The sequence below is a fragment of the Actinophytocola sp. KF-1 genome (genome assembly GCF_054661535.1).
The window spans coordinates 522,805-534,837 of record NZ_BAAFVK010000003.1 but is presented as its reverse complement, the minus strand read 5'-3'; the positions used below and the strand labels follow the sequence as shown (position 1 = coordinate 534,837).

The 12,033-nt window shown below is 75.3% G+C and carries 10 protein-coding genes; 9 read left to right on the top strand and 1 reads right to left on the bottom strand.

All coding sequences use genetic code 11. The features are described 5' to 3' along the window. Positions 1 to 206: 206 nt before the first annotated feature. Positions 207 to 590: a DoxX family protein gene (locus ACYQ77_RS12210; protein WP_459710432.1), complete on the bottom strand. Its 384-nt coding sequence runs from the start codon at positions 588 to 590 to the stop codon at positions 207 to 209. Between the two features lie 86 nt (positions 591 to 676). Here ACYQ77_RS12210 and sigJ point away from each other — a divergent pair, with 86 nt between their 5' ends. From sigJ to ACYQ77_RS12165, 9 genes are all read left to right on the top strand, one after another. Further along, a complete protein-coding gene (gene sigJ, locus ACYQ77_RS12205) occupies positions 677 to 1,543 on the top strand; it encodes an RNA polymerase sigma factor SigJ (protein ID WP_459710768.1) in 867 nt (288 codons plus the stop codon). 98 nt (positions 1,544 to 1,641) lie between these two features. Next, on the top strand, positions 1,642 to 1,842 hold the full coding sequence (locus tag ACYQ77_RS12200; RefSeq protein WP_459710430.1) for a DUF2997 domain-containing protein: 201 nt from the start codon (positions 1,642 to 1,644) through the stop codon (positions 1,840 to 1,842). Continuing rightward, a complete protein-coding gene (locus tag ACYQ77_RS12195) occupies positions 1,833 to 2,420 on the top strand; it encodes a 4Fe-4S cluster-binding domain-containing protein (protein WP_459710428.1) in 588 nt (195 codons plus the stop codon). The genes ACYQ77_RS12200 and ACYQ77_RS12195 overlap by 10 nt, the downstream gene beginning before the upstream one ends. Next, the gene (locus ACYQ77_RS12190; RefSeq protein ID WP_459710426.1) at positions 2,417 to 3,955 is read left to right on the top strand and encodes an AAA family ATPase; all 1,539 of its coding nucleotides are present in this window, start codon (positions 2,417 to 2,419) and stop codon (positions 3,953 to 3,955) included. The genes ACYQ77_RS12195 and ACYQ77_RS12190 overlap by 4 nt, the downstream gene beginning before the upstream one ends. A 78-nt stretch (positions 3,956 to 4,033) precedes the next feature. Beyond that, the gene (locus ACYQ77_RS12185; RefSeq protein ID WP_459710424.1) at positions 4,034 to 6,001 is read left to right on the top strand and encodes a hypothetical protein; all 1,968 of its coding nucleotides are present in this window, start codon (positions 4,034 to 4,036) and stop codon (positions 5,999 to 6,001) included. Beyond that, positions 5,998 to 7,956 carry a hypothetical protein gene (locus tag ACYQ77_RS12180; RefSeq protein ID WP_459710423.1) on the top strand — a complete coding sequence of 653 codons (1,959 nt, stop codon included), beginning with the start codon at positions 5,998 to 6,000 and terminating at the stop codon, positions 7,954 to 7,956. Before ACYQ77_RS12185 ends, ACYQ77_RS12180 begins: the two co-directional genes overlap by 4 nt. Then, positions 7,953 to 9,953, top strand: a complete 2,001-nt coding sequence (locus ACYQ77_RS12175; protein WP_459710421.1) for a hypothetical protein — start codon at positions 7,953 to 7,955, stop codon at positions 9,951 to 9,953. The genes ACYQ77_RS12180 and ACYQ77_RS12175 overlap by 4 nt, the downstream gene beginning before the upstream one ends. Further along, positions 9,950 to 11,560, top strand: coding sequence for an Hsp70 family protein (locus ACYQ77_RS12170; RefSeq protein ID WP_459710419.1), 1,611 nt, complete (start codon positions 9,950 to 9,952; stop codon positions 11,558 to 11,560). Before ACYQ77_RS12175 ends, ACYQ77_RS12170 begins: the two co-directional genes overlap by 4 nt. A 13-nt stretch (positions 11,561 to 11,573) precedes the next feature. After that, positions 11,574 to 11,981 (top strand): DUF1257 domain-containing protein, encoded by a 408-nt coding sequence (locus ACYQ77_RS12165; protein WP_459710417.1) that lies wholly within the window; start codon positions 11,574 to 11,576, stop codon positions 11,979 to 11,981. Positions 11,982 to 12,033: the final 52 nt, after the last annotated feature.

Here is a 12,033-nt window from a genome sequence, read left to right as displayed (position 1 = left end):
TGCCTCTTTGTGGGTTGCCTCCGGGGTCTTCGCGGTTCGGGGGTTGTCCCCGTTCTGGGTTTGTCCTCGCCGGACGGGCCTCCTCGCCGGAGGGGCTGGTCTCCGGGATGGCGGGGGTTTGGGCACGGGGTTGGGTTGGCAGGCACCCCTCGGGGGTGATGGGGGCTTCGCCCGCTCTGCGAGGCCGGGCGCGGTTCTTGGTCCGCTCAGCCGGGGAACGCGTGCGGGCCGAAGCGGCCCCACGCCACGAACGCGGACAGCAGGAGCAGCACGAGCGGCATCGCGAGCACCGTGGCCTCGTGGCGGCGCAGGTGCGTGACGATCGCGCCGGTCATCAGCAGCACCAGGCCCACGGCGGCCGCCGGGACCAGGGCCGGTGCGATGCCGAGTGCGGCGGGCAGGACCAGCCCGGCCGCCGCGAGGACCTCGGCCGTGCCGATGCCCTTGATGGCGGCCGGGCCGTACCCGGCGAGGGCCGCTCCCGTCGGGGAGGCGACCAGCTTTTCCTTGGACTGAACCAGCTTCGCGAGGCCGCTCGCGAGGAAGAGCGCCGCGAGCAGGCCCGCGACGACCCACAGGGTGATGTTCATGCCCACCCGACGAGCTGGTCCGTCGTAACGTCAGGCCTGACGTTCCGGTGCGCTGTCCCGTCGGACCGGGTGTGGAGAGGACGACGATGGGCGACCCGGACCTGGCCGCGGTGATGAGCGAGCGGCGTCAGCTGATCAACATGGCGTACCGGCTGCTCGGGTCGCTGGCCGACGCCGAGGACGTCGTGCAGGAGACCTACGCCCGCTGGTACGCGATGTCCCGGGCGGAACAGGCGGGCATCGCGGCGCCCGGGGCGTGGCTGTCGACGGTCGCCGGGCGCATCTGCCTTGACCTGCTCCGGTCGGCGCGGGTGCGGCGCGAACGGTACGTCGGCGAGTGGATCCCCGAGCCGGTGCCCGACCAGGACGGTGACCTGGCCGACCGGATCACACTCGACGAGTCGGTCAACATGGCGTTCCTCGTCGTGCTGGAGTCGATGACCCCGGCCGAACGGGTGGCGTTCGTCCTGCACGACGTGTTCCGGTACTCCTTCGCGGAGGTGGCCGAGGTCGTCGGCCGCAGTCCGGGCGCGTGCCGCCAGCTCGCGTCGTCGGCCCGCCGCCGCATCGCCTCGGCGGAACGGCCCGCGGCGCCCGCGGCCCGGCACGCCGAGGTGGTCCGCGACTTCAAACAGGCGTGGCAGGCGGGGGACATCGACGCGCTGGTGGGGCTCCTCGACCCGAGCGCCGTCGCCACGGGTGACGGCGGCGGGGTGGCGAGCGCCGTGCTTCACCCGGTACAGGGCGCCGCCGCGATCGCCCGGTTCTTCGCCGACCGCGCGGCGGCGCTGCCCGGCGCGGTGCTCACCGAACGCACGGTCAACGGCCAGCCCGGCCTGGTGGCGCGACTGGGCGGGACGACCGTGGCGGTGCTGGCATTCGACGTGACCGGCGACCGGATCACGCGGATCTGGGCGGTGCTCAACCCGGACAAGCTCCGCCCGTGGCGGTAGGTACCCGGCCGCGGACGGCGGCCTGTTCCCCTGGCAGTTTGCTGACGCGGTGTGGCAAACCGGCCAACGCGGCGTGATCCGGCTCCTACGATGGGGGTATGGCGGACGAGGTGGTCGAGGTCAGCATCGCTCCCGACGGGACGGTCGCGATGTCGGTTCAGGGTGTGGCCGGGATGGCGTGCCTGACGAACACGGAGGGACTGGTCGAGCTGCTCGGCGGGGACATCGCAGCTCAGGAGCTGACCGACGAGGCGTACGTCGAGGCGGAGGAGGAGACCCAGGACCGGCTGTGGCACTGACCGGTCGCGCGCTGCCCTGGCGGGTGCACAGCGTCCTGCCGCGCAGCCTCGCCAACGGTCCGGGCCAGCGGTTCGTGGTGTGGAGCCAGGGGTGTGCGCTCGCGTGCCCGGGGTGCTTCAACCCCGAGACCCACGAGGGCACCGCAGGCGCCACCCGGACCGTCGGCGAGCTGGTGGACGCGGCGCTCGCGGAGGTGCCCGGCATCGAGGGCGTCACCCTGACCGGGGGTGAGCCGTTGGAGCAGCCGGAGGCCGTCGCCGCGTTCTGCGCCGGGTTGCGGGCCGCGGCCGACCTGGGGGTGATCGTGCTGACCGGGTTCACGCGGGCGGAGATCGAGCGCGACCCGGCCATGGCGCGTGCCGTGGCCGGCGCCGACCTCGTCGTGGCGGGCCGCTACAACGAGCGGCTGCGGGTGGCGGCCGGGCTGCGGGGGTCGGCGAACAAGGAGTACTGGGACCGCACCGGCCGGTACCCGCCGGCCGCGCTGGGAAGGGTCCCGGACGTGGAGGTGCACATTGGTGTCGACGGCATGGTCACGGTGACGGGGATCGCGGCGCCGGGAGGGGACGTCTGGTGAACATCCAGGAGGAGATCCGGCTGTACCTGCGTGCGCGGGTGGCCTTGATCGTGCTGGTCACGGTGGAGGAGCAGCGCGCGATCGAGGTGCTCGACGAGGTCCGCAGGGACCGGGACCGCGGCTCCGACCTGGTGCTGTGGGAGGTCGTCGCCGGGTTCGAGTCCAAGGCGGGGCGCCAGCTCCCGGCGGCCGGGGACCCGCTCGCCGCGCTGGACAAGGTCAAGGACATGGCGCTGAAGTCCCCGGACCGCCGCGACCTCTACGTGCTGAAGGACTTCCACGAGTTCTGGGGCAAGGAACCCAGGGTGCGCCGCAAGCTGCGCAGCCTCGCCCAGCAGCTTATCTACACCGGCGCGTCGCTGGTCGTCACCACCCCGTCCCGCGAGATCCCCCAGGAACTGCGGGACGACGCCGTGCTCGTGGAGATGCCGCTGCCGCAGGCCGACGCGCTGCGGGCGGCGCTCGACACGTTGATCGACGACACCGCGGGCGTGCGGTCGGCGCTCACCCCGCAGGGCCGCGCGCGGCTGGCGCAGGCCGCGCTCGGACTGACCGCCGCACAGGCCAAACGCGCGTTCGCGAAGGCCATCGTGCGCGACGAGGTGCTCGACGACCGCGGCATCGACGCGGTCGTCGCGGAGAAGAAGGCGATCATCCGGGAGAGCCAGGCACTGGAGTTCTTCGCGGCCGAGGAGACCCCGGACGACGTCGGCGGCCTCGACTCGCTGAAGCGGTGGCTCGCGTTGCGGGAGCGCGCGTTCACCGAGGAGGCCGCCGCGTTCGGGCTGCCCGCGCCGAAAGGCCTGGCACTGATCGGGATCCCCGGCACCGGCAAGAGCCTGACGGCGAAGATGATCGGCGGCCTGTGGCGGCTCCCGTTGCTGCGCCTGGACATCGGCGCGGTGTTCGGGTCGCTCGTCGGCGAGTCCGAGGAACGGGTGCGGCGCGCGCTGCACCTCGCCGAGACGGTCGCGCCGTGCGTGCTGTGGATCGACGAGCTGGAGAAGGGCCTCGGCGGCGGTGACCTCGACGGCGGCACCGCGCAGCGGGTGTTCGGCACCATCCTGACGTGGATGCAGGAGAAGACCGCGCCGGTGTTCGTGGTGGCCACCGCGAACGACGTCACGGCGCTGCCGCCGGAAACGTTGCGGCGCGGGCGGTTCGACGAGATCTTCTTCCTCGACCTGCCCACCGAGGAGGAACGCCGCGAGATCATCACCGTGCACCTGCGCAAACGCCGCCGCGACCCGGGCGCCTTCGACGTCCACCACCTCGCGCAGATCTCCGACGGCTTCACCGGCGCCGAGCTGGAGCAGGCCATCGTGGACGCGCTGTACCACGCGTTCCCGGAGGACCGGGACGTCCGCACCGCCGACATCACCGCGGCGATCAGCCGGTCGGTGCCGCTGTCCCGCGCGCAGCGGGAGGTCATCGAGCGGCTGCGGGCGTGGCTGCGCGAGGGCCGCGCCCAGTCGGCGTCCTTCGCGGAGGTCGCGCAGGCCGAGCAGGCGCAGGTCCGGCTCGAGCTGAACTGAACACGGCATGCGGTGGCGACGGGCGGAGCGGCCGGGGACCTGCGCGGGCGACCCGGTGGCCGGGATGGGGGACCGCTGATGGGGTTCGACCGGTTCACGGCCCACTCGGTGGCGAGGCGGGTGCACCGCGGCGGCCTGTCCCGGCAGTGGGCGCTGTGGCGGCTGGTGCGTGCCGGCGATCGCGGTGACCCGGTCGCCACGGACGTGGCGTGGGACCTGTGGCTCGAGACGCCGGACCAGCGGCTGTGGGCCGCGCTGTCGCGGTGGGGCAGACCGCACACCCGCGGCGGGCAGAGCCTCGTCGCGCTGAGGGCACCGGCCGACCCGGTGGCCGTGGCCGCCGCCGCGTGCCGTTCGCCGCACCCGGTCGCGGCCACCGCGCGGGCGGCCATCCTCGATGGGGACCAGGACGTCGTCGACGCGGCGTGCGCGGCCGCGCTGTCCGACGACGGCCTCGCCGCGTTCTGCGTCGAACACCGGCTGGCGCCGTCGGACCCGCACCGGGCGGCGGTGTACTTCCTGCTGACGGGGCAGCGCGAGCAGTACCGGCTCGTCGACCCGGACCACTCGCTGCTCGCCGTCGCCTACCGGGGCGCGGCCGAGGACGAACGGGCCAGGATCCGCGCCGAGGCCGCCGGGGACCCCGATCTCGTGCGTGCCCTGGCGGGCACGCTCGCCCGCCCCAGGCTGGGGGACGGCGAGGCAGGCTACCTCGTCGACGCGTTCGCGGCCAGGCAGGACTGGCCTGCGCTGTGGGAACTGGCCAAGAACCTGCCGATGCTGGACGCCGTCCGCGCGGTGCGCCGGTTCGACGGTCCCCGCCCCGACGGCGCGGACGGCGCGCTGTTCGACGCGCTGGCCGCCGCCGACCCGGACGCGCTCGCCGCGTCCCACCGCGCGCTCGCCGCCACGATCCGCCTTCCCCTGCGGAACACCACGAACGGCTCCATCGCGCCGGACGGGCGGCACCTCGTCGTCGGCGGCACGCGCCAGGTGCACGTGTGCACCTTCCCCGACGGCGGACTCGTCGAGACGTGGCCGGTCCGCCACAACAGCACGGTGCTCGCCCTGGACGACGGCATGCAGGTCTACTCCTACGGAGGCCAGGAACCGGGCGACACGGGGTTCACCGCGAGCGGCTACCTCGGCGACCCCGCCGAGTCCACGAGGACCGCGAGGTTCCACCGCGCACGCGCGCTCGCGCGCACCGCCGACGGGTTCGCCGCTCTGACCCTCGGCGACCACGACCGGCTCCACCTGCACCTCCTGTCCGGCCGCGGCCACCGGTTCGGCGACTACGAGCGCCGCACGCTCGAGGTGTGCGGCGCCCTCGGGATCCCCGCGCGGCACGCCAGTGCGCAGTGGGCGATGGCCGTCGAACCGGTGCACGGCCTGATCGCCTTCGCCGGGGCCGGGCTGCACCTGGCGCGGATCACCGCGGGCGGGCTGCGACCGCTCGCCGCCCTCCCCTTCACGGGCGGGGTGGTGCCCCGGCTCGCGTTCTCCGGCCCCGGCCGGCTCGTCGGGCAGGACGACCGCCGCGTGGTGCGCGTCTGGCGGATCGACGACGGCGAGCCGCACCTGACCGCCGAACGCGCGATCAAGGCCGTCGAACCGGTGGACCTGCCCTGGCTCGGTGTGATCGCCATGAACGACCTGTCGGACAACACCGGCCGCAGCGTGCTGTTCCTCGACCGCGACACGCTCACCGAGGTCCCCGTGCCCGCCCGGTTCACGAACCGCGAGGACCCGGTGGCCCTGTTCGCGTCGCCCGACGCCGCCTGGTTCGGCGTCGGCTACCGCGACTTCGTCGAGGTGTTCGAGGTGCTGCTGTCGGAGCTCGTCACCCGGCCGCTCGCCGCCGCCACCCCGGCCGACCTCCACACCGTGCGCGCCCGGCTCGGCCGGGCCGAGCCGGTGGCCCGGCCGCTGCTCGCCGTGCTGCGCACGTGCCTCGAGCACCGCTTCGGCGGCGACATCGCGCTCGGCACGGGCACGGCGGTCGCCGCGCGGCCCGACGACATCGCGCTGGGCGGGCGGTCGTGACCGCCGGCGTCGCCCGGCGCGCGGCGCGGGCACACGGCACCGGCTGGCGAGCCCGCCGCGCGGTGCGGTGGCTGGTGCGTGCCGGTGACCGCGGCGACCGGGACGCGATCGACGCGTTGTGGGACGTGTGGCTCGCCGACCCGGTCGCCGAGGTGCAGGCGGCGCTGGACAGGTGGCGGCGGCCCCACAGCGGCGGCGGGCTGAGCCTGGTCGCCCTCGGCGAACCGGCCGCGATCCCGGACGTGGTCGACGCCGCGGGCCGTGCCGGGCACCCGATCCAGGCCACCGCACGCGCCGCGGTCCTCGACGGGTCGCAGGAACTCGTGGACGCGGTGTGCGCGGCGGCGACGGCCGACGACGGCCTCGCCGCGTTCTGCGTCGAGCACCACCTCGCACCCGCCGACCCGCACCGCGCGGCCGTGTTCTTCCTGCTGACCGGGCAGCTCGAGAAGTACCGGTACGCCGACCCGGACCACTCGCTCGTCGGCCTCGCCTACCGGACCGCGCCCGAGGAGGAACGGGCCCGCATCCGGCAGCGTGCGGCGGAGGAGCCGGACCTCGTGCGGGTGCTGGCCGAGACGGTGCGCAGGAACCGGCTGGCGGGGATCACGGATCCGGAGGCCCGCTACCTCGTCGACGCGCTCGCCGGGCGCCGCGACTGGGCCGGGCTCTGGGAGCTGGCCAAGGGCCTCCCGGTCGACCACGCCGCGGGCGCCGTCGCCCGGTTCGACGGCTGGCGGCCCGGCGGCGACGACATCGAGTTGTTCGACCTGCTCCGGCAGGCCGACCGCGCGGCGCTCACCACGTCGTGGGCGGCGGTCGCCCGGCCGTGGACGGCGCGCGCGGAGGTGCGCGGCCGGGTCACCTGCGGGTCGATGGGCCCCGACGGGCAGCGGATCGCGGTGGCGGGCACGGACTTCGTCCAGGAGTTCGACGTCCGGCGGGGAGACCTCGTGCGCGGGATGCCGCGGGCGGGCGTCACCGGGCGCGCGGTGCTGGTGCTCGACGACGGCACGGTGGTCCGCGGCGGCACCCACGAACACTCCGGGCGCGGGTACCTCATCCGCGGCATCCGCACGATGTCCACCGACCAGCCGGTGACGGACCTCGCCAGAACGCCGAAGGGGTTCGTGGCGCTGACTTCCGGCCACGCCCCGCACGTGGTCGTGTACCGCGTCCCCGGTGCCGACCGGGACGGGTTCGCCCAGCTGTGGCGCCGTCACGACGTGGTCCACCGCCTCGGGTCCACCGCGACCGCCCCCGCATGGCAGATGACCACCGACCCGGGGAGCGGGCGGATCGCGCTCGCCGACGGCGCGCGCCTGTACCTGACGCGCAAGCCCCGTGCGATGGCCCTCATGGCCGCGACGCCGTTCGCGCCCGGCTCGGTCCCGTGCGTCACGTTCTGCGGGCCGAACCAGCTCGCCGGCGTCGACGCGCAGCGGGTGCTGCGGATGTGGCGGCGTGACCGGCAGCGGCTGACGGTGGTGGGGGAGTGGCGGCTCGGACCCGTCAACGGGCCGGCGTGCCCCGTGTACCTGGCCGACGCGGGCGTGCTCGCCGTGATCGACACGGACGGGGTGCGCGGCTTCGACCCGGTGAGCCTCGCCGAGACGCCGGCGCCGGCCGGGCTCGCGGGGCTCCGCCCGACGTTCCTGACCGCCGCGGGCGGCAGGCTCGTGGTCGGCGGGGACGGCTGGGTGACGGTGACCGACGCCCGGATCCGGTGGGACGTCACGGAACTCGCGGCCAGGCCACTCGCCGGCACCACCCCCGCCGACGTGGCGCTCGTGCGTGCCCAGCTGCGCAGGCAGTCGGCCGACCCGGCCGCGCGGCCGTTCCTCGAGCTGCTGCACGACTGCCTGGTGCACCGGTTCGGGACCGACGTGGCGCTCGGGGACGGCGACGCGCTCAGCGCGTGGGCCGACGACATCGCCCTGGGAGACGACGAGTGACCAGGACCGAACGGCTCCTGGCGGCGGCCAGGGGCGGTGGACCGAAGGGGCGGCGGGCGCTGCGGCGGTTGCTGAAGGCGGGCGCCCGGGGCGCCCAGGACGCCGTCGACGCGGTGTGGGACCTGTGGCTCGCCGGCCCGGACGACGAGGCGTGGGCGGCGCTGTCCACGTGGCGGCGGCCCCGCAGCGGCGGCGGCCCGAGCCTGGTCGCACTGGGGATGAAGGCCGCCGCCGCGGACGTGGTGGCCGCGGCCCGGCGCACCGGCCACCCGGTCGGCGACCTGGCGCGGGCGCGGATCGTCGACGGACCCCAGGACCTCGTGGACGCGGCGTGCGAGGCCGCGCTGACCGACGAGGTGCTCGCCGCGTTCTGCGCCGGGCACCGGCTCGCGCCCGCCGACCCGCACCGGGCGGCCGTGTTCTTCCTGCTGACCGGGCAGGACGAGCGGTACCGGCTGGCGGACCCGGACCACTCGCTGCTCGTGCTCGCCTACCGCGGCGCGCGGGAGGAGGAACGCGCGCGCATCCGGCAGCACGCCGCGGGTGAACCCGGCGTCGTGCGGGCGCTGGCCGAAATGGTGCGCGGCGACCGGTCCGCCCGGCTCGACACCCGGTACCTGGTCGACGCGCTGGCCGCGCGGCGGGACTGGCCCGCGCTCTGGGCACTCGCGCGGGACCTCCCGGCGGTCGACGCGGCGCGGGCGGTCACCCGGTTCGACGGCTGGCGGCCCGACGGCGACGACGCCGCCCTCCTCGACCTGCTCGCCAGCGCCGACCTCGGCGCGGTCACGGCGTCACGGGAGGTCGTCGGCACCCCGTGGACGGTGCGTGCCCAGGTGCCCGGCACCGTCGCGGGACTGTCGGTCGAGCCGGACGCGCCGCGGGTCGCCGTCGGCACCGGCGACGAGGTCGAGGTGATCACGTTCGCCCCGGACCGCCCGGTGCGCGTGGCGCGGCACACGGCCGCCAACCTCCGCGCGCTGCTCGCGCTGCGGGGCGACGCACTGGTGATGGCGGGCAGGCACCAGCCGCCGCTGCCCGGCGAGGACGGCCACCTCGCCAACGGCTGGCTCGCGCGTGCAGGCGGGACGGGACCGCGGTACCGGACGCCCGTCCGCCAGATCGTCTGGGGGTTCGCCAGGACGGCGGAGGGGTTCGCGGCGCTCGGCGCCGACCAGGACGAGACCGTGTGGCTGTACCTCCAGGAGGAGGGCGCCACCGGGTTCCGGCCGCGTGTCGTCGACGTGCGCGCCCGGCTGGGCATCGTCCCGCCGTACCCGCGCCGCGCGTGGACCATGGCCACGAACCCCGCGACCGGCCGGTTCGCGCTCGCCGGCGACGGCCACCTGCACCTGGTGCGGGTGGCCGGGACGGACCTGCACCCGCTCGCGCCGGGCGTCCCGTTCCGGCCGGGCGACGCGTCGTGCCTGGCGTTCCGCGGCCCCGGCCAGGTGGCGGGCGTGGACGCCGAGCGGGTGCTGCGGACCTGGCGGCTGACCGACGGCGAACTGCGCCCGGTCGCGGAGCGGCAGCTCGGCCAGGTCGCCGTGCCCGCCTGCCCGGTGTTCCTGCCGCGGGCCGGCGTGTTCGCGGTGATCGACGCGGCGGGGGACACGCGGCGGCTGCGGTTCCTCGACGTCGCGACGCTCGCCGACGCGCCCGTACCGGACCGGCTCGCCGGGCTGAGCCCGACGTTCCTCGCCAAGTACGGCAACCGGCTCGCGGTCGGCGGCGACGGCTGGGTGACCATGACCGACCTGACGATGGCCACGGGCATCGCGGAGCTGGCGCACCGGCCGCTCGCCGCGACCACGCCCGCGGACGTGGCACTGGTCGCCGCCCAGCTGAGGCGCCGGACCACGGACCCGAGGGCGCTGCCGTTCCTCGAGTTGCTGTACGCATGCCTCGTGCACCGGTTCGCCGTGGACGTCGCGATCGGCCCGGCAGGCCCGGCGCACGCGCGGGGGGACGACATCGCTCTGGGAGGTTCGGCTTGACGGCCAGGATCGGCATCGACTTCGGCACCGCGAACACGGTGGTGGCGCGGTGGGACGACGTACGCGGGCGCGGCGAGCCGGTGCCGCTCGACGGGGTCGACACGAGCCGGCCGGCGGGCACCGGGGTCACGCAGCGGGTGGTGCCGTCGCTGATCGCCTACCACCACGGCGGGCAGCAGCGCTGGGTCGGCGCGCAGGTGGTGGCGCGGCCCGAGCTGCTGTCCGACCCGGACGTCACCGTGTTCCAGTCCACGAAGAGCAACGTGACCGGCCGCGCCATCGACGTGGCGCGGCACGTCGGCGACCGCAAGGTGACCGCGCGGGAGGCGGCCACCCAGTTCCTCGGCGACGTGACCGCACTCGCCGTGCTCACCGTCGGCGCCGAGGACCTGGAGATCGTGGCGACCGCACCGGTCGAGGCGTTCGACACCTACCGGGACTGGCTCGTCCGCGAGGTGGGCGCCGGGATCGGCGGCACCCGGCTGCGGGTCGTCGACGAGGCGACCGCCGCCGCCGTCGGCTACAGCGCCCGCATGAGCCCCGGCGACGTGTTCTGCGTGTTCGACTTCGGCGCGGGCACGCTGGACGTCTCGGTGGTGCGCGTCGAGGACCCGGCGGCCGGCGCGGGCGCGGGGGTGCGGGCGGTCGCCAAGGTCGGGCTCGACCTCGGCGGCAACCACATCGACGCCCTGCTCGCCGAGCACGCGGCCGCGCAGGCCCGGCTGCCGCACGGCGACCCGCTCACCCACAACCGCGTGTTCCGGCGGCTCCTGCACGCGGCGGAGACGGCGAAGGTGGCGCTCACGAACGTCGACGAGACCGAGATCGCCGCGACCGACCCGGTGACCGGCAGGGTCTACCGCGCGGAGATCACGCGGCCGGGGTTCGAACGGTTGCTGCGGGACAAGGACGTGCTCGGCCGCGTGAACCGCGCGCTGCGCAAGGCGCTCGAGGGCGCGGCCGCGAAGGGCTACCCGGCCGACGGGTTCGCGGGCGTGTTCCTGGTCGGCGGCACGAGCCTGATCCCGGCCGTGCAGGACCTGGTGCACCTGCAGTTCGAACCGGACCGCGTGCACCTCGACCGGCCGCTGGAAGCGGTGGCGGCGGGCGCGGCGGGCATCGCGGGCGGGCGCGAGCTGCACGACCACATCCAGCACGACTACGCGATCCGGCACGTCGAGGCACGCACCGGCGCCTACGAGTACGAGCCGATCGTCGAGGCGGGCACCCCGTACCCGACGCCGGAGCCGGTCAAGTCGATCACCATCAAGGCGATCCACCACGGCCAGCGGCGCCTCGGGCTCGCCATCCACGAGCTGACCCACGCCACCGGCGGTGGCGGCGCGGACCTCGAGATCGTGTTCGACGCCCGCGGCGGCGCCCGCACCGTGCCCGTGACCGCGCAACAGCGCCAGGAGCGGTCGTCGTTGTGGCTCAACGAGGACAGCCCGACGTTCCTGCACGCCGACCCGCCCGCGGCGGCGGGCGTGGACCGGTTCCGGCTGGACTTCCGCATCGACGCGCAGAAACGCCTGACCGTCTCGGCGTTCGACATCGAGCGACGGATCTGGGTGCTGGACGGGCACCCGGTCGTCCAGTTGGCATGAAGGGAGAAACCCGTTGTCCCACTTCACCCGCATCCGCACCCAGCTGCGGGACGCCGAGGTGCTCGCCGAGGCGTTGCGCGCCGTCGGCCTGCCGCACGTGGAGGTCCACGACCAGCCCCAGACCCTGTACGGCTACCAGGGCGACGCCCGGCCGGAGAAGGCCGAGGTGATCGTGCGCCGCGAGCACATCGGCGCGGCCAGCAACGACATCGGCTTCGCCCGCCGCCCCGACGACACGTTCGAGGCCATCATCAGCGACTTCGACCGGCGGCGGTACGGCCGGGGGTGGCTCACCAAGCTCACCCACACCTACAGCTACGCGGCCACCCTCCGGTACGCGGAGACGCACGGCTACGAGGTGGCCACGGACGAGGTGCAGGAGGACGGCACCCGCCGCCTCACGCTGCGCCGCACCACCTGACGGCAGCCGGTCAGCCCGTCGCCGGGTGGGGCCGCGGCGTGATCCCGGAGTC

Bases quoted from the DNA above. Each gene is read 5' to 3' on its own strand.
- ACYQ77_RS12210 (WP_459710432.1), bottom strand. From the start codon at position 590: ATGAACATCACCCTGTGGGTCGTCGCGGGCCTGCTCGCGGCGCTCTTC.
- sigJ (WP_459710768.1), top strand. From the start codon at position 677: ATGGGCGACCCGGACCTGGCCGCGGTGATGAGCGAGCGGCGTCAGCTG.
- ACYQ77_RS12200 (WP_459710430.1), top strand. From the start codon at position 1,642: ATGGCGGACGAGGTGGTCGAGGTCAGCATCGCTCCCGACGGGACGGTC.
- ACYQ77_RS12185 (WP_459710424.1), top strand. From the start codon at position 4,034: ATGGGGTTCGACCGGTTCACGGCCCACTCGGTGGCGAGGCGGGTGCAC.